Genomic DNA, 16,387 nt, shown 5'->3' with positions numbered 1-16,387 from the left:
TAGTGAATTATCAAAGATAACACTTAGCAGATTATATCATATTTCAATATCAAAAAAAATAAGATTATCTGTTTTTTATTTGAACGAATCTTAAATATTGTCTCGAATTAGTTAATTGTGAAGACCTTAACATATTTGTTTCCAAACCGTTAAATAATTGTTATACCTCTTTCTATTATGTAACAGATATAAATATTAATCGTCTCTTTAGTATAATCAAAAAACAATTATTCAATCAAAAATCATTCATCATGAAAAAATCAGTAGCAGTTTTGGCTTTAGCATTAAGCCTTTCATTACCAACAGTAAATGCATCAAATCTTGAAAACGTATCAACTCCTCTTACAGTAGTTGAAGAAAATTCTAAAGTAAGTCCTATCTGTGAAGCAGCAGCTAAAGGCGATATCGAAAAAGTAAAGCAATTAATAAATAATGGTGTCAACATCAATCAAAAATCTAATGGTATGTTGCCAATACATTATGCAGCAAAATTTAATAGAGTAGATGTTATTAAAGTTTTAATTACAGCAGGTTCTGAGATTCATACAACTTGCGATAAAGGTTTGACAGCAGTAAGACATGCTGAAAAAACTAACGCTAAAGAAGCTGCACAGTTTCTAAAGCGTTTTAAAAAGAGAAGTGTCTAAATAAGACAATTTTATTTGAGTTAGTTAGTGAGAAAAAGCATCCTTAATTAGGATGCTTTTCTGTATTTATTAATGGCTTCTTTTATTTTTTCTATTCTATTTTCTGGATCTGGGTGCGTACTTTGAAACTCAGGTCTTCTGTCTGGTCCTGCGGCATCTTTTAAGATTTGCATAACCCCAATCATTTCCTCAGGGTTATAACCTGCTTTTATCATAAAAAGTACACCGAGCTCGTCACTCTCTAGTTCATCATCACGGCCATTAGCCATTAGCTTTCCTTGTCCATATTGTTGCGCAACGGCCCCAAAATCTATTGCAGAAGCACCCATTACTAAGGTTTGCCAAAATTTTGAATCTGTAATCCGCTCATTAGAATGTTTGCCTAATACGTGACCTATCTCATGACCTAAAACACCAGCAAGTTGATCTTCATTTTGCAACTTAGAAAATAGGGCATAGGTTATAAAACATTGACCTCCTGGAAGTGCAAATGCATTTATGGTTTTGTCATCTGCAAGCAAATGAAAATCATATTTATAAGGGGTGTTTTTTGCAATACTATTGTTCACTAATTTGTTTCCTACTTCATCAACTAAAGCTTGGTACCTAGTATCTGGATGCAAGCCTCCATGTTGCTGCGCCATACCAGGAGCACTTTGCAAGCCAATGGCAATTTCTTGTTCTGGAGACAGTGATATAGCTTGAGTCCTTCCAGTATATGGGTTAGTCTCTTGCTGACTACATCTGCGGATGAATGCAAATGCAACAACGGCTACTCCTATTAGTAAACGGACTTTAAAATTGCCTCTTCTCATATTTAAAGATTTAGTATTCTAAAATACAAAAAGTTTATGAAGATTTATGGAAGAAAATAAAGCTTAATAGTTTATGTACAACCAGCCAGTAGAAGCTCTGCCAGATTCTTTGAGTTCAAGGGTGTAGAAATATGTACCTGCAGGTAATTTTTGATTTCTTCTTATAACACGACCAGCATTTGAGGTGCCATCCCAATCGTTTTGGTAGTTATTGACTTCGAAAACTATATTTCCCCATCGGTTGTAGATTTTTAGATTGTTTTCAAAAGACTCTATACCTTTAATTACAAAGGTATCATTAGTGCCATCATCATTAGGAGAGAATAAGTTGAAAATTTCAAGTTCATCTTCAGTTACTAAGGCTCCAAAAGTTAAGATTTCGTAATCTAACGGATTAAATACAAAAGAATTGATAGTACCCTCTGTAAGGGTTCCTGTGACATTAGAGTTGCCTAAATCTTTCCATTCTTGGTCAACAATATGCCATCCAACAACGCGAAGACTTAATAAATCTGGAACAAGAATATCTATTTCACTTTCATTATCCCAAGTTAATGTGACGAAAGAATTATCGGGTCCATCAAAATCCCAAAATTCTATAATGCTAACTTGATTAACAATAGACTCTATACTATTAGTATCAAAATTTGTTGTAAAAATCGAAGGAAAATTTGGATCTTCATTAAAATATGCAGCCCTAATACTACTATTTGGAGAGCTGTTTGTTGTTATTAAAGGTCGAAGCTTATCATCATCTCCAATAGGAAAACTAAATTCAGTATTACCATTAAAACTCGCATAGCCATCTGTATTAGAAATATCAGTTTCTAATACATAAAATGAATTGTCTAAATAGTCTAATGAAATTGAAGGGTTACTTCTAGGTGTTATAATATCTCCAGTGGTATAGGCAACACTATTAACAACCTCAGTGTTAATAGTTAAAAAAAGATGATTTACAACATCAACTTCCATGTCAAAAAATCGAGGCACTTGTGTTCCGGATATTGATAATGGATTAGTAGAATTATAAAAACCAGCTGCTCCTAAATTTTGATTAAAAGTTCCATTATTTACCAAGTCAATATGAAACCCCATTTCTCCATCTTGGTGAATTTGGATATTACCCGAATTTTGTAATGCAGGTTGAGCAATTCCAAACGAGAAAAAAAAGGATAGTAATATTAGATTGATTTTTTTCATTATTAAAATGGAACATAAAAGCTAAAACTTGAATCTCTGAGAACACCACCACCACCACCATCATCCTGTTCTCTTATCTCTATATTAAAAATAGTATTAGAAATAATTGTATACATTGCTCCATAGTCATCTGTACCAGCATTACGTTCCAAAGTAATTAGAATGGGGTATGTATTTGTATTTGGATGCGGATTGGTTAGAGTAACAGTATAACTTCCTACACTATTCCTAATGATATTAGCACCTTGGATGTAATTGATACTTCCAGTTTGATTTATATTACCTGCAGCATGATAAACATCTAAAGGCCCACTAATTGTTGGTCCGGCAGGTCCTGTTGGTCCTGTTGGTCCGGCAGGTCCTGTTGGTCCTTGAGCTATGGTTAAATCCACAGGAGCAGATACAGCTGTTACTGCTTCTAATTCGACAAATTGCTCTATAAAAATTTTAGAGGTGTTAAGTAAAGAAACTTGTGCTGTGTTTGTTGTCTCTCTAGCGAGTTGAAAAGAAAATGTATCCGCTAATATTGCATTTTCATATTCAAATATAATTGCACTACCTGTGTCTCTGTGGTCTAATATATTTCTGGCATAAAGTCCTGAAAATATTGTCTCTACTGTTGTGCCATTGACAATAAAATTACAATTAAAATTTGTTCTATCATTACCTGTAGAAACCAAATTTGGGTATACTATAAACCTTAGATTTCCTTCTAAATTGGTAAGCATATTTCCGCCTATAGTAGCACCCGTTTCATTGAGTTGAAATGATGCGGGAGTTATAGTAGTTACTGTGGTCGAGTTAATATTAGTATTGGCTTGTAAAAGTATCCGAGCTCTGTTTACAGAGTGTATAGTTTCAGTAGTCAATGTTAGTGCTCCAGTTGTTGGAGCTCTTGGCTCCCATCGATTAGTCGTGGTGTTCCAAGCTAAAACTTCTCCATCTGTACTACCAATTTGAGTAACAATACCAACGGATTTTAATGTACCGTCTTCTAATCCAATATATAGCACATTAGTATCTGTAGTGATATAATAATCACCTTCACTTGCGTCAGTGGTTGTCGCAACATCAGTGCTCACAATTTGTATTTGCGAAAACGAAAAAAAACCGGAAACTAAAAAGACGATTAATATATAGGATGAAAGTCTCATTTTTAATTTACTTTTTCTACAGTTAACATGCTGCCTTCAGCAAGAATAGTTAAACTATCAGCTGTATTTCTACTACTATTATATACTCGCCCTTCTACGCCAATAACATCATTAGCCGTTAAATCTAAAATTTTGACTACAGTGACCGTGTTTTTGTCTACAAGATTATTTCTTTGATAAGTGTATGATGAGGTATTGTTGACTGCAATGCCATTTTTGGTCATTCTGAATTCGCCACCAACTCTAGAGTTGTTTACAACCTCAGATGTTATCCTGAAAGTTATTCTATATCTTCCATCATTTAATACCGTAATACCATTAGCAACATTTGTGTAGTCATTAACGTCTGGAGCAAAATCTTGACTTTGGAAGTTAATGGTAGTAAATGTAGTGGCTTCAGTTACTGTTTGGTTTGCGTTTGGAAAACGCTCACTTACAGAAGGTACAAAAAGCTCACGAATAGTTCCCTTGTTATCAATCACTCTAACGTCTTGAGCGTTGACTACAGAAAATGTAGTCAACGTCAAGGTTAGAACTATATAATTAAATTTTTTAAACAAGGAAATTCGCATTTAGTTATTACTTAACGAATTGAACTTCGATAACATCATCTGCTAATACAGCCCAATCGTTTGGTGCGGTTGTGCTAGGTACTAATGTAACAGTAGACCCAGCTACAGTGTAATCTACATTTGCAACTAGTTTAGCACCATTCCTAAATACCCATACTTGACTAAAAGCTGGTAATACTGGTGCTCCAGTTAGAGGATAAGCTGTTTGTCCAGCTGTGGCAGTAAAACTCTCTTGTCCACTTTGTATAATATCTGTTGCTAGTATTTTTCTTGTTTCTCCAGTAGCTTCATCACGTACAAGAATTGTCCATCCAGTACCAGTTGCTCCTCCACCTTGAGCATTTTCTGCATCAACAGCATTTGTTGAAGCTGCTCCAGTCTCAAGAGTTAACCCATCAAGTGCAAAAACATTGCCGTCAGCTGTAATGTAAGTGTCATTTGTTAATGTACCACCTAATTGCCATGTAGATACGTATCCGCCATCTGGCGTAGCATCTGTTAGAATAGTTAAGCCATTCTGAACTTGAAGAAACTTCTTTGTCCCTTTGTTGTCAATAACTCTTACAGTCCCGTTAAGTACACTAGATTGACTAACATCTTCACCTTTTCCAACATCACCTGTTGTTTGTTGAGCATTACCTAGGCTAAAGGTTAATATAGCTACTAATACTAATCCTAATTTTAAAAAATTTGTTTTCATTTTTTACTTGTTTTTAATTATCAATTTTTGATTTGGTTATATTTAATTTAATTGTACTATTCTTATTTCATCACCTGCAAAGCAAATGGCTTCAGGTTCAACTTCTATTGTTGTTGCATTTATTATTGTAAAGGCTATTCTTGCACCGTTTCTATAGACGTCAATTTTATTTATATCTAGAGCATTTAGTGGTGTGGTAAATTGCGATTGCCCTTCTGTAGCGATAATTACGACTTGCTGTTGCTGTACTATGTTTGTAGCTGATACTTGGGCTAATTCACCTGTAGTATTATCTACAACAACAACACTATTTGTTCCGTCTAGGGTTGTGTTTTGTAAACCTTGTAAAGCCAAAGTGTTAGTGCTATCTGTTGTGATTACTGTTGGTGTAATTAGCGCACCACCTAATTGAATAGTATTACTAGTTATGGTTACACCATTGTCTGCATTTAAAACCTGATTTACCATAATCCAATTTGTGCCATCATAGGTAAATAAATCACCATTATCTTCATTGACATATATATCTCCAGCTACGGGATTATCTAGTAGTGTGTTGTCTGGAGGTCCACTACCGCTTCTAGGATTAATGTTTATAGGAAGCCACTCTGTGCCATTCCAAATGCTAGCAATATTATTTGTTGGGTTAAACCAGTAGTCTCCAATCTCATTATTAATTGGCGCTGTATTTGAAACACTAATTGTGGGTTGATCGCATAAGTTTTTCCAATTAAGACCATCAAAGGCAAAAATGCATTCTAAGTCTATGTTGTAAACCAAAGCTCCTGGAAGAGGTGCGAGTGTATTTATTTGAGCGTCAGAAAGTCGAGTAAGTACAAATACTTTGTTATTGCTCTCTAATTCTAAGACAGAATTAGAGTCAATAAGTGCAGGGTTATCACCAATCTTGACTTGTGAAAAAGACAATACAGGTATGATACCCAACAAAATTAAAACGACCGATGTTTTAAAATTATTAGACAATTCTACTTTGAGGGAATATTGTGTTATGGTAAAAATAGTGAAAAAACAACCTATGAAATGTTTGACTTTTTTTTGATATTAACTAGTTATTAACAATAATAATTAATGCACGATAAAAATATCGTATCCCTTTATAAAGTAGAGATTATCCTACAAGGACGCGCTCGTTATTTCGTTAAAAAACTTTTTTCATCGATAAATAACATACTTATGAGATTTAGTCAATTTTTTGATGATTTTTTGCAAAAATTATTCTGTGGTTATTAATATTTTTTATTTTTAGAAATAAACTGTTTAAGGTTATCTTTAAAGAATATAAAATTATTTATGAGTATATCTTTTAGATTAATTGAAGCTAAAAATATAGGTATAGTAATACCATTAGTTTATGAATTAAATGAAGGTCGTATATCAGAAACTCTTTTGAAAGAAAGATTTCAAGAAATGGTTGAGCAAAACTATAAGTGTGCTGGAATTTTTGATAAAGAAAAGCTTATTGGCGTAACAGGACTTTGGTTCTGCACAAGACATTATGTTGGTAAATCCGTTGAGCTAGATCATGTTTATATCTCAGATGAATATAGAAGTAAAGGTTTAGGTAAAAAGTTTATGCAATGGATTAATAATTATTGCCAATCCATAGGGTGTAATTCTATGGAGTTAAATACTTATGTTAACAATTACCCTTCGCACAAATTTTACTATAATGAGGGTATGGAAATTTGGGGTTACCATTTCTTTAAACATTTGTAGTTATTTTAAAAATTCCAAATTAGTATTAGTTTCAATTTCGTAAGGCGGCTTATCATGCATAAAAATCCTTGCATCTAAATTGCCTCTTAAGGTTATTGATTTATTTTTTACTTCTATCCAGCTACCTTCTCGAATTCCTATAACAGGTTGCGTATTAAATTTATGAAACTCTTTTATTCGGGTTTCGCGAGTTTCACCCATATGAGTGCTTCCTTCAATGGGGTCTAAATAATGTGGATTAATATTAAATGGTACTATTCCAAGAGTTTTAAAACTTGGTGGATATACAATAGGCATATCATTAGTCGTATTCATAGTGAGTCCACAAATATTACTGCCAGCACTTGTGCCCAAATACGGTGTACCATTTTCTATAACATCTTTTAATAGCTGTAAAATTTTGTTTTTATAGAGCTGATTTACGAGAACAAAGGTATTACCTCCACCAGTAAAAATTCCTTTAGCTTTTTTAATTGCATCAATTGGGTTATTAAACTCATGTAACCCTTTAACCTTGATGTCTATTTTAGCAAAAGCTTTTGTAGCAATAGCAGTATATTCGTCATGAGATATTCCACCAGGTCTGGCGTATGGTACAAAGATGATTTCTTCTATTCCACTAAAATGTTGCTTGAGATTATCTAAAAGGTATTCAAGATAACCACTCCCATGTATTGTGGATGTGCTGGCAATAATTACTGATTTCAAAGTGTTATAATTTTTGAATTGATTTCTAGTTCTACTGTAAAAATAGGTGTTTGTATCTAAAGCATATATTATCATTTAACAAAATTTTACCACGCACTTATTATCTTTTTAAGATTTCAACCCCGACATTTATATAACTAAGATTAACCAACCATGAGAAACGCAGTTTTTTCCTTTATTTTAATTTTTATAACTACCATTGGCTATACCCAAGAAACCCAACGGGTAGAAATCAATGGACGTATTAATGTTGAGACTGAAGATAAAGAAGGTATTACTGTTTATAACCAAAGCTCAAACAAAGGTGTTACTACTGACGAGAATGGCGCATTTAAGATTGATGTCGCTGAAAATGACATTCTGGCTTTTGGAGCATTGCAATTCAAAGATTTTACAATAACCATAGATAAGCGTATTATCAAATCGAGACAAGTATCTGTACGCTTGGTAGAAGAAGTAAATAAACTCGATGAGGTTATTGTATTACCGTATGATTTATCAGGCAATATTAATGTAGATGTTGAAGCAGTTAGAACTTATAATGTTGAAATGGCAGAAATATATAAAGGCCAAGAAGATTTCGATGATTACAAGTTTTCAGCAGATAACAAAACAAAAATAGACGACCCACTTTTAGACGAAAATAGATTTAGAAATGGCTTAAACATAGCTAATCTCTTCAGTCTTTTCTTAAAGAAAAAAGGAGCACCAAAAACCGAAGTTGAGCTTCTTGAAGAAAAGCAGAGTCTTATTGCTAAGCGTTACAGCGCAAATTTTTTAAAAGACAACTTTAAAATACCAACAGATTTAACTGAAGCTTTCATAGAATACATTGAAGATAAGGGATATGAAAAATCACTCTTATTACGTAAGAATGAAATATTTCTTATTGAATTTCTCGAGAAAGAAAGTCAATTATTTTTATTGTCTAGAGAGTGAGAATACGTTTTTATTTGATTTTAGTATTCACTTTATGTCTAAGTGTTGCCGCATCTGCTCAATTAATAGATTTAGAAGGTAAAGTTATTGGTAATGGCGAGGTTGAGGGCATTCATATATTAAATAAGACGGCTTTAAAATACACAGTTACAAATACTGATGGTAGTTTTGTGATTCCAGCTAAATTTAATGATACACTAACCATTTCTGGATTAAGATATAAGACCAAAGAGATAGTTATTGATAAATCTATACTAACAAAAAAAGTAGTAGAAATTTTTCTTACTGAGAATATTACCCAATTAGACCAAGTAGTAGTAGGTAAAATACTTACTGGTGATTTGGGATCAGATATTAAAAATCAAGAGATTGAAGAGTCTATTAATTTTTATGATTTAGGTATTCCGGGATATACAGGTAAGCCAAAAACACTAAATGAACGCAAGCTAGCTGAAGCGACATCTGGTGGTGGGTTAGTTCCTCTTAATCCAATTATTAATGCAATTACAGGTCGAACAAAAATGCTTAAACAGCGTATTAAATTAGATAGAAAAATAAAATGCGTAGAGAAATTAAAAGCTGCTTACCAAAATATAATTTTTGAAGGAGAAGGTTTTTCAGAAGAGTTACAAAATAGATTTTTTAATTTTATCATGGATAGTGAGAAACTCCAAGATGCCTGCAATGCAGATAATGTATTGACACCAATAACGTTCCTAAAAGAAGAACTTAAATTATTCAAAATTCAGTTGGCCTCAAATGACAAAAAAGACTAACATATTTATAATCTTAATTGTTCTAGCTGGTACAGTTAATGCACAACTAAAGACTCTAAGAGGTGTTGTTTTAGCTAATGGAGATGTTGAAGGTGTGCACATACTCAATAAATCTTCTGTAAAATATACAGTAACCAATACGGATGGAAGCTTTGAAATATTAGCTAAACCTAAAGATACGCTAACAATATCTGCATTAAAATATCAAACAAAAGAGATTGTTTTAGGACAAGAGTTTTTCGAATCCCGAGCTTTAAGAATCTATCTAATAGAAAAGGTTAATGAGTTAGAAGAGGTTGTAGTTGGTGAAATCCTTACCGGAAATATCGGTTCTGATATTGGGAATGTAGAATTAAAAGATGAGGTTAATTTTTACGATTTAGGCATTCCAGGTTATACAGGTAAACCCAAAACCATACCAGAACGAAAGCTTGCAGATGCAGATGCCGGAAATTGGGGATATGTTGGGCTAGGCTTTGGTGTTAATTTTCATAAGCTACTAAATAAAGTTAGTGGACGCACAAAAAAGCTTAAGGCAATTGTTGAGTTAGATGAAAAAGATAAATGTATGAAGCGTATGCGAGATTTTTATTCTGAAAGTATATTTGATAAAGAAGAATTTACTGAACCTCAAAAAGCAGATTATTTCTACTTTTGTATGGATGATTTAAAGTTTAAAAATATCTGTAATCGTAATGATCCATCAGAAGTTATTCCATTTTTTAATGAAAAATTGAAAGCCTACAAGCTAAACTTAAATTCAAAAGACGATTAAATTGGCATATGTTTTGTCAATATGTAGATTTTAGAAATTAAACTCATGAAACAATTCAAATATATACTTGTGCTATTTACCTCATCTTTCCTATTGAATTCATATTCTAGTAAACATGAGTATTATGTTAGTGTTACAAAACTAGAGTATGTTAAGGCGCAAAAATCACTTCAAATTATTAGTCAAATATTTATTGACGATTTTGAAAAGTTAATTCGCGAGCGTTATGATGAAAACATCACTTTAGCCATTGATGAAGAATCAGAAATGGTAAATGTTTATATAGAGAAATATTTAAAATTTAAGCTAGATATTAAAGTCAACACGAAGGATAGGGACTTTAATTTTATAGGAAAAGAATATAAAGATGATATCGTTTATTGCTATTTAGAGATAGAGAATGTTGAAGATATAAAAACCCTAGAAATTAAAAACGAAGTATTGTTTGATATCTACCCAAAACAGCAAAATATATTGCGTACTAAAGTAAAGGGCAAAGACAAAAGTTTTATTCTTATTCCTGAGAATAACAAAGCTGTGTTAAACTTTGACTAAAAACTACTAAAACAGCAGCATTTTTTCTACATTAGGCATCATTTTTTAAACACCAAAACTCAATTATGAAGATTTTTAAACACGTTTTATTGGGGCTTCTTTTTGTTTCTGCTGGTGCATTTGCACAAGAAACAGAGAAAGAAGAAAAGCCACAAGGACACACTAACGAAAACAAATTCAAGCAGTTATATGATGAATTTGCAACACCTAATATGTTCCGTACAGGTTCTGGGGCACCAGGCCCAGCTTACTATCAGCAGCAAGCAGATTATAAAATGGACATCGAAATTGACGATGAGAAAGCAAAATTATCTGGTTACGAAACAATTACTTACACAAATAATTCTCCTGATCCACTAACATATCTTTGGGTTCAGTTAGATCAAAATATGCGTGCAAGAGATTCTAAAACACCATTAATTAATGGTAGTGGTTTTGGTCCAGCAACTACACCTGGTAGAGCAGCTGGTTCTTACCTTAAAGAACGCTTTGATGGTGGTTTTAATATCCAAGAAGTTTCAGATGTAAATGGTAAACCTTTACCTCATATGATTAATAGAACCATGATGCGTGTAGAATTACCAGTAACACTAAATAAAGGTGATAAATTCTCATTCAATATAAAATGGTGGTATAACATTAATGACCACGTAAAAGATGGTGGTCGTTCTGGTTACGAGTATTTTGAAGAAAACGATAACAGAATATACGTTATGGCTCAGTTCTATCCTCGTATGGCTGTATATAATGATGTAGAAGGATGGCAGAATTCTCAGTTTTGGGGACGTGATGAGTTTGCGTTGCCATTTGGTGATTTTGATGTAAATATTACTGTACCTGCAGATCACGTTTTAGATGGTACAGGTTATTTGACTAATAGAGAAGAAGTTTTCTCAAAGGAAATGATGAAACGTTATAAAAAGGCTAAGAAATCTTACGACGAGCCAGTATTAATTGTAACACAAGAGGAAGCAGAAAAGGCTGAAAAATCTAAGAGCAAAGACAAGAAAACTTGGAAGTTATCTGCTCAAATGGTTCGTGACTTTGGTTTTGCAACTTCACGTAAATTTATTTGGGATATGATGGCGGTAAAGCTTGATACTAAAGAAGTAATGGCTGTATCTATGTACTCTAAAGAAGGTAATCCACTTTGGGGAGACTGGTCTACAAAAGTAGTGGCAAGTACACTAAAGAGTTACTCTCGTATGACATTTGATTATCCATATCACAAGGCTATTTCTGCACATGCACCAATGGGTATGGAGTATCCAATGATATGTTACAATTTCGGTCGCCCAAATAAAGACGGTACATACTCTGACCGAACTAAATTTGGTATGATGGGTGTTATTATCCATGAGGTTGGTCACAATTGGTTTCCAATGATTATTAATAGTGATGAGCGTCAATGGACATGGATGGATGAAGGTTTAAACACTTTTGTGCAGTACGTAGCTGAGCAAGATTTTGGCGAGTGGTATCCAGCGGCATTATCGCCAGGTCAAACAAAGTATCCATCGCGACGTGGACCAGCAAAAAATATTGTAAGATATATGGGCGGAAATCAAGATTTCATAGCGCCTATTATGACTAAAGGTTTGAATACATATCAATTTGGAAGCAATGCATACTCTAAGCCTGCAACTGGACTTAATATTTTAAGGGAAACAGTAATGGGACGTGATTTATTTGACTATTCATTTAAAGAATATGCAAACCGTTGGAAGTTTAAGCACCCAACTCCAGAAGATTTTTTCCGTACAATGGAAGATGCTTCTGCTGTTGATTTAGATTGGTTTTGGAGAGGTTGGTTTTATACAACAGATTATACAGATATCTCTGTAAAAGAGGTAAAGAAGTTTGCTATAACAGCAAAACCTACTGAAGAAGGTAAGAAAATAGCAGAGCGTTTTAATATGGATACTGCGGATTTATTATACTTTGTTGAAGAAGGAAAAGATGGCTACGAGGAAGCTTTAAAAGCTGGAGAGTTATCAGATTTACCAACAGTAAAAGAGTTTGTTATGGACAATTTTACACCAGAACAACGCAAGGAAATGAAATCTCCTAAGTATTTTTATCAAGTAACTTACGAAAAGCCAGGTGGATTAGTAATGCCTCTAATTGTGGAGTATACATATGCAGATGGAAGTAAGAAAAGAGAAACGTATCCTGCGCAAATATGGAGACTAAATGACAAATCGGCATCAAAAGCTATTGCTTCAGATAAAGAAATCGTTTCAATTACAGTCGATCCAGATTTAGAAACTGCAGATGTAGATACATCTAACAACTCATGGCCAAAAGAAGTTAAAGAAAGTGAGTTTAATAAGTTTAAGAAGAAAATCAAAGACTAATTATAGTTATTTTTAAATAATAAAGCCGACTTTAACGAGTCGGCTTTTTTTATTACATAAAGTCAGTTTATATTTGCAATATGTTAAGTCAACCTACATTATTATTCATTGGTGGTACAGAAATCGTCTTTATACTATTCATAGTAGTTATGGTTTTTGGAGCTGATAAAATTCCTGAAATTGCACGTGGATTAGGAAAAGGTATGCGTACACTAAAAGATGCAACCAATGATATTAAGCACGAAGTGACAAAAAGTGCTAAAGAAAATGGCATAATTGATACTGAAGTTACTCAGAGTATCAATGAAGAGCTCAATAAAGTACGAGATGAGGTTGAAGACTTTACAGGGTCAGTAAAGCGTAAGCCTTAAAATCGATTATTTTTTCCTGCTAATGGTTAACCCGTCTCTAATGGGCAGAACTACTGTTTCAATTCTTGAGTCATTTTTAAGAAGCGTATTATAATCCAAAACTGCTTTTGTAGAGGTGTCTTTTGGGTCCAGTTTTTCAACAACTTTTCCATGCCATAAAACATTATCTGATAAGATGATACCTCCAGGATTTAACTTATCAATAATTAAATGAAAGTAATTGCTATAATTAGGCTTATCTGCATCAATAAATACCAAATCAAAACTTGTATCAATTTGTGGTATAATGTCTAATGCATTACCTACATGCTGAATAATTTGTTCTCCATAGCCAGATTTGTCAAAATACTTTCTTTGAAAATCTTCTAGTTCTTCATTAATATCAATAGTGTGTATTATACCTTCTTTTTGAATGCCTTCGGCTAAACAAAGTGTAGCATAACCAGTAAAAGTACCTAGTTCAAGAATATTTTTTGGGCTAACTAATTTTGAAATCATGCTCAAAACGCGACCTTGATACGGACCGCTAAGCATAATTGGCTGTAAGATTTTTTGATAGGTTTCTCTAGTGAGTTGTTGAAGTAATGCTGGTTCAGTTTCAGAATGTGAAACAACATAATCATCTAACTTTTCAGGAAGAAAATGCATTAACTTAAAATACGTTTTACTAGTTTGTCTTTAGCTTCAATATTGTCTCCAAATAACCAACGCAACACATTGCATTCCCAGATTTCATCATATTCTGTTTGATTGATAATATCTCTATCAATGGCTAAATCTAAAATTTTTCCAGGATATGAAGATTGGGCATCACTCTCCATTTCACCAAGTGGATATGGGTCATCTAAGCCCATAATAACCTGTTTAGCACCTTGTCTTTCTATCATCAGTTTAAGAGAGTCAGTATCATGCACTAAAGTGTCAAAATAGATGTTTGGGTGTCCGACAGCTTTTCTAGGATGATGTTTACCTTCAAATAGATCGGGTCTGCCATCAAAGCCTTGAATTCGTCGTCCTAAATTCATCTGAGCTAACTGACCACCATGAGCAAAGCATGTTCTAATATTAGGAAAGCGTTCTTGCATGCCGTTTAAGGTATAGAAATGATAGGCATCACCACATTGCGCAAGCATCCATATCAGATGAAAACGCCATGCGGTATTTTCTAGATTTATCATTTTATCTCCATCATAAGGATGGATTTCTATGGCTAACTTATATTTATCTGCAAGTTCAAAAATAGGATCATTCTCTTTGTCAAAAACAGAACGCCATTGACCAATAGAATCCATAAAATGTGTTGGTAAACACAACACATTAAGTCCTAGCTCTTCAACACAACGTTCAACCTCCCATAAAGCACCATGAATAAAACCAGGATGTACAACAAAACCGCATGTAAATTTTTTAGGATTATCGTGCTGTACTCTTGCATTGAAATCATTTTGGAAACGTAATGCTTTTTTCATTTCCTCTAAACGAAGACCATTACCGTATAATTGAGAAAGGTTTAGTACAACAGCATGGTCTAAACGGTTTTTCTCCATCCAATCTAGTTTTTCATTTAAGAAAAAACTAGAATCTGTAACTGGACGTTTCCAGCCTTTTTGCAGCATGTACTTTCGCTCATCATCTACCCAAAAAATCTCTTTGTCTTTCATAAACTGAGGAATCTCCTCAGGATAAGGAAGTAGGTGAGAGTGGCCGTTAATTCTTAGTTTACGTTTAGTCATCTAATTTTACTTTCTTTGGAGCTTGCATTACAGCGCTACAATTTGGACATGTGCGTTTGTCAGCATCACCATAATATTTGTCAAAGATTTTTGGCATGTCAGTTTCAATATTATCTACTGTAAAATCTTCCTCGTATAGCTTTGTGGTACAGTTTTCACAAAACCATAATAGTGCATCTTGTACACCTTTTTCACGGGGGTATTCTATAACTAAACCAACAGTTTTAGCACCACGCTGTGGTGAATGCGGTACTTTTGGAGGTAATAGAAAAATGTCACCTTCTTTAATATGAATATCTTTTGGCGTGCCTTTATCTATAACTTTGAGGACTATATCGCCTTCAACCTGATAGAAAAATTCAGGTGTTTCGTTGTAGTGATAATCCTTTCTACTATTTGGTCCACCAACAACCATAACAATATAGTCACCATCTTTCCAAACGACCTTATTGCCAACAGGAGGCTTAAGTAAATGACGGTGTTCTTCAATCCATGCTTTAAAATTTATTGGAGGATATAGCTTACTCATTTTGTTTAGATTTATTGCTGAGTTATAAAGTTACAAACTTTTAGTTCTACCACCATCAACTGGAAGATTAATTCCGTTGATGTATGAAGCTCGTTCACTTGCCAAAAATGTAATAGCATGAGCAGTCTCTTCGGGCTTTGCGAAGCGTTTTGCTGGAACGGCATTTTGCATTGCTAACGCAGCATCGTCTTCTGTTTGACCGGTTTTTAACGCTTTGTTTTTTATAATTTGAGAAAGTCGCTCAGTAGATGTAGCTCCAGGTAAAACATTATTTACGGTAATGCCAAACTGACCAAGCTCATTAGCAAGAGTTTTACTCCAATTAGCTACAGCACCTCTAATTGTATTACTAACGCCTAAACCGTCTAAAGGTTGCTTAACAGAAGTAGAAATCACATTAATAATGCGACCGTACCTTTCACTTTTCATAAAAGGAACAAGGGTTTGTGCCAATATATGATTGCACTTTAAATGTTGGGTAAATGCATTCTGAAATTCATCTAAGTCAGCAGAAAAAACTGGCCCGCCTGCAGGGCCGCCAGTATTATTTATAAGTATATGAAACCCATGGTGTGTTGCAATATGATTTGAAACTTTAGTTTTTAGGTCTTCAGGATTTGAAAAATCTGCAACAATGTAATTGTGATTTCTGTGAGAAGGTAACTCTGCTAAAACCGTTTTCAGTTTTTCTTCATTTCTTGCAATTAATGTTACGTTTACACCTTCTTCTGCTAAAGCTAAAGCTGTGGCTTTACCTATACCTTGCGTGCTACCACAAACGAGAGCATTTTTATTATTGAGTTCTAAGTTCATTCT

Annotated in this window: 19 protein-coding genes; 8 read left to right on the top strand and 11 right to left on the bottom strand. The window is 33.7% G+C overall.

Features of this window, described 5'->3' with window-relative positions; translation table 11 throughout:
• Positions 1-251: 251 nt before the first annotated feature.
• The gene (locus Q0770_RS01545; protein ID WP_299113299.1) at positions 252-647 is read left to right on the top strand and encodes an ankyrin repeat domain-containing protein; all 396 of its coding nucleotides are present in this window, start codon (positions 252-254) and stop codon (positions 645-647) included.
• 47 nt (positions 648-694) lie between these two features.
• On the opposite strand, the gene Q0770_RS01540 is transcribed toward Q0770_RS01545, so the two are convergent.
• The 6 genes from Q0770_RS01540 to Q0770_RS01515 all read right to left on the bottom strand — a co-directional run bounded on the left by Q0770_RS01540 (position 695) and on the right by Q0770_RS01515 (position 6,075).
• Positions 695-1,462 (bottom strand): M48 family metalloprotease, encoded by a 768-nt coding sequence (locus tag Q0770_RS01540; RefSeq protein ID WP_299113297.1) that lies wholly within the window; start codon positions 1,460-1,462, stop codon positions 695-697.
• Positions 1,463-1,525: 63 nt separating this feature from the next.
• On the bottom strand, positions 1,526-2,665 hold the full coding sequence (locus tag Q0770_RS01535; RefSeq protein WP_299113294.1) for a gliding motility-associated C-terminal domain-containing protein: 1,140 nt from the start codon (positions 2,663-2,665) through the stop codon (positions 1,526-1,528).
• A 2-nt stretch (positions 2,666-2,667) separates the two neighbouring features.
• Positions 2,668-3,747: a collagen-like protein gene (locus Q0770_RS01530; RefSeq protein ID WP_299113292.1), complete on the bottom strand. Its 1,080-nt coding sequence runs from the start codon at positions 3,745-3,747 to the stop codon at positions 2,668-2,670.
• A gap of 74 nt (positions 3,748-3,821) precedes the next feature.
• Positions 3,822-4,391 carry a hypothetical protein gene (locus tag Q0770_RS01525; protein ID WP_299113290.1) on the bottom strand — a complete coding sequence of 190 codons (570 nt, stop codon included), beginning with the start codon at positions 4,389-4,391 and terminating at the stop codon, positions 3,822-3,824.
• A 7-nt stretch (positions 4,392-4,398) separates the two neighbouring features.
• Positions 4,399-5,091, bottom strand: a complete 693-nt coding sequence (locus Q0770_RS01520; protein ID WP_299113288.1) for a hypothetical protein — start codon at positions 5,089-5,091, stop codon at positions 4,399-4,401.
• A gap of 42 nt (positions 5,092-5,133) precedes the next feature.
• Positions 5,134-6,075: a hypothetical protein gene (locus Q0770_RS01515; RefSeq protein WP_299113286.1), complete on the bottom strand. Its 942-nt coding sequence runs from the start codon at positions 6,073-6,075 to the stop codon at positions 5,134-5,136.
• 327 nt (positions 6,076-6,402) lie between these two features.
• On the opposite strand from Q0770_RS01515, the gene Q0770_RS01510 reads away from it, so the two are divergent.
• A complete protein-coding gene (locus tag Q0770_RS01510; protein ID WP_299113284.1) occupies positions 6,403-6,828 on the top strand; it encodes a GNAT family N-acetyltransferase in 426 nt (141 codons plus the stop codon).
• On the opposite strand, the gene pepE is transcribed toward Q0770_RS01510, so the two are convergent.
• Complete coding sequence (pepE, locus tag Q0770_RS01505; RefSeq protein ID WP_299114051.1) at positions 6,829-7,536, bottom strand: dipeptidase PepE; 708 nt, start codon at positions 7,534-7,536, stop codon at positions 6,829-6,831.
• 153 nt (positions 7,537-7,689) lie between these two features.
• Between pepE and Q0770_RS01500 the strand changes: the two genes are divergently transcribed.
• The 6 genes from Q0770_RS01500 (at position 7,690) to Q0770_RS01475 (ending at position 13,309) form a co-directional block, all read left to right on the top strand.
• The gene (locus tag Q0770_RS01500; protein WP_299113282.1) at positions 7,690-8,475 is read left to right on the top strand and encodes a carboxypeptidase-like regulatory domain-containing protein; all 786 of its coding nucleotides are present in this window, start codon (positions 7,690-7,692) and stop codon (positions 8,473-8,475) included.
• A 14-nt stretch (positions 8,476-8,489) separates the two neighbouring features.
• Positions 8,490-9,251, top strand: a complete 762-nt coding sequence (locus Q0770_RS01495) for a carboxypeptidase-like regulatory domain-containing protein (protein ID WP_299113280.1) — start codon at positions 8,490-8,492, stop codon at positions 9,249-9,251.
• Positions 9,235-10,026, top strand: coding sequence for a carboxypeptidase-like regulatory domain-containing protein (locus Q0770_RS01490; protein WP_299113278.1), 792 nt, complete (start codon positions 9,235-9,237; stop codon positions 10,024-10,026). The genes Q0770_RS01495 and Q0770_RS01490 overlap by 17 nt, the downstream gene beginning before the upstream one ends.
• Before the next feature lie 45 nt (positions 10,027-10,071).
• Positions 10,072-10,581, top strand: coding sequence for a DUF6702 family protein (locus Q0770_RS01485; protein WP_299113276.1), 510 nt, complete (start codon positions 10,072-10,074; stop codon positions 10,579-10,581).
• 65 nt (positions 10,582-10,646) lie between these two features.
• On the top strand, positions 10,647-12,938 hold the full coding sequence (locus Q0770_RS01480; RefSeq protein ID WP_299113274.1) for a M1 family metallopeptidase: 2,292 nt from the start codon (positions 10,647-10,649) through the stop codon (positions 12,936-12,938).
• Positions 12,939-13,018: 80 nt separating this feature from the next.
• The gene (locus Q0770_RS01475) at positions 13,019-13,309 is read left to right on the top strand and encodes a twin-arginine translocase TatA/TatE family subunit (RefSeq protein ID WP_299113272.1); all 291 of its coding nucleotides are present in this window, start codon (positions 13,019-13,021) and stop codon (positions 13,307-13,309) included.
• Between the two features lie 6 nt (positions 13,310-13,315).
• Here the strand turns inward: Q0770_RS01475 and Q0770_RS01470 are convergent, their stop codons facing one another.
• From Q0770_RS01470 to Q0770_RS01455, 4 genes are read right to left on the bottom strand one after another with little or no spacing between them, the layout of a single operon-like run.
• Positions 13,316-13,957, bottom strand: a complete 642-nt coding sequence (locus Q0770_RS01470) for an O-methyltransferase (RefSeq protein ID WP_299113270.1) — start codon at positions 13,955-13,957, stop codon at positions 13,316-13,318.
• The gene (locus tag Q0770_RS01465; RefSeq protein ID WP_299113268.1) at positions 13,957-15,042 is read right to left on the bottom strand and encodes an amidohydrolase family protein; all 1,086 of its coding nucleotides are present in this window, start codon (positions 15,040-15,042) and stop codon (positions 13,957-13,959) included. The genes Q0770_RS01470 and Q0770_RS01465 overlap by 1 nt, the downstream gene beginning before the upstream one ends.
• Complete coding sequence (locus Q0770_RS01460; protein WP_299113266.1) at positions 15,035-15,571, bottom strand: 3-hydroxyanthranilate 3,4-dioxygenase; 537 nt, start codon at positions 15,569-15,571, stop codon at positions 15,035-15,037. Before Q0770_RS01460 ends, Q0770_RS01465 begins: the two co-directional genes overlap by 8 nt.
• 30 nt (positions 15,572-15,601) lie before the next feature.
• Entirely contained in the window at positions 15,602-16,384 is a 783-nt protein-coding gene (locus Q0770_RS01455) for an SDR family oxidoreductase (protein WP_299113264.1), read from the bottom strand.
• Between the last annotated feature and the right edge of the window lie 3 nt (positions 16,385-16,387).

Origin of the sequence: uncultured Winogradskyella sp. (assembly GCF_947501905.1) — a bacterium.
Lineage (GTDB): Bacteria > Bacteroidota > Bacteroidia > Flavobacteriales > Flavobacteriaceae > Winogradskyella.
Note: the sequence above shows the minus strand (reverse complement) of the source record. Positions and strands in the feature narration are given on the sequence as shown.

Excerpts from the sequence above, each read along its gene's own strand:
- Q0770_RS01480 (WP_299113274.1), top strand. The coding sequence starts at position 10,647 with ATGAAGATTTTTAAACACGTTTTATTGGGGCTTCTTTTTGTTTCTGCT.
- Q0770_RS01490 (WP_299113278.1), top strand. The coding sequence starts at position 9,235 with ATGACAAAAAAGACTAACATATTTATAATCTTAATTGTTCTAGCTGGT.
- Q0770_RS01470 (WP_299113270.1), bottom strand. The coding sequence starts at position 13,957 with ATGCATTTTCTTCCTGAAAAGTTAGATGATTATGTTGTTTCACATTCT.
- Q0770_RS01460 (WP_299113266.1), bottom strand. The coding sequence starts at position 15,571 with ATGAGTAAGCTATATCCTCCAATAAATTTTAAAGCATGGATTGAAGAA.
- Q0770_RS01520 (WP_299113288.1), bottom strand. The coding sequence starts at position 5,091 with ATGAAAACAAATTTTTTAAAATTAGGATTAGTATTAGTAGCTATATTA.
- Q0770_RS01525 (WP_299113290.1), bottom strand. The coding sequence starts at position 4,391 with ATGCGAATTTCCTTGTTTAAAAAATTTAATTATATAGTTCTAACCTTG.
- Q0770_RS01545 (WP_299113299.1), top strand. The coding sequence starts at position 252 with ATGAAAAAATCAGTAGCAGTTTTGGCTTTAGCATTAAGCCTTTCATTA.
- Q0770_RS01455 (WP_299113264.1), bottom strand. The coding sequence starts at position 16,384 with ATGAACTTAGAACTCAATAATAAAAATGCTCTCGTTTGTGGTAGCACG.
- Q0770_RS01475 (WP_299113272.1), top strand. The coding sequence starts at position 13,019 with ATGTTAAGTCAACCTACATTATTATTCATTGGTGGTACAGAAATCGTC.
- Q0770_RS01500 (WP_299113282.1), top strand. The coding sequence starts at position 7,690 with ATGAGAAACGCAGTTTTTTCCTTTATTTTAATTTTTATAACTACCATT.
- Q0770_RS01510 (WP_299113284.1), top strand. The coding sequence starts at position 6,403 with ATGAGTATATCTTTTAGATTAATTGAAGCTAAAAATATAGGTATAGTA.
- Q0770_RS01485 (WP_299113276.1), top strand. The coding sequence starts at position 10,072 with ATGAAACAATTCAAATATATACTTGTGCTATTTACCTCATCTTTCCTA.
- Q0770_RS01540 (WP_299113297.1), bottom strand. The coding sequence starts at position 1,462 with ATGAGAAGAGGCAATTTTAAAGTCCGTTTACTAATAGGAGTAGCCGTT.
- Q0770_RS01535 (WP_299113294.1), bottom strand. The coding sequence starts at position 2,665 with ATGAAAAAAATCAATCTAATATTACTATCCTTTTTTTTCTCGTTTGGA.
- Q0770_RS01465 (WP_299113268.1), bottom strand. The coding sequence starts at position 15,042 with ATGACTAAACGTAAACTAAGAATTAACGGCCACTCTCACCTACTTCCT.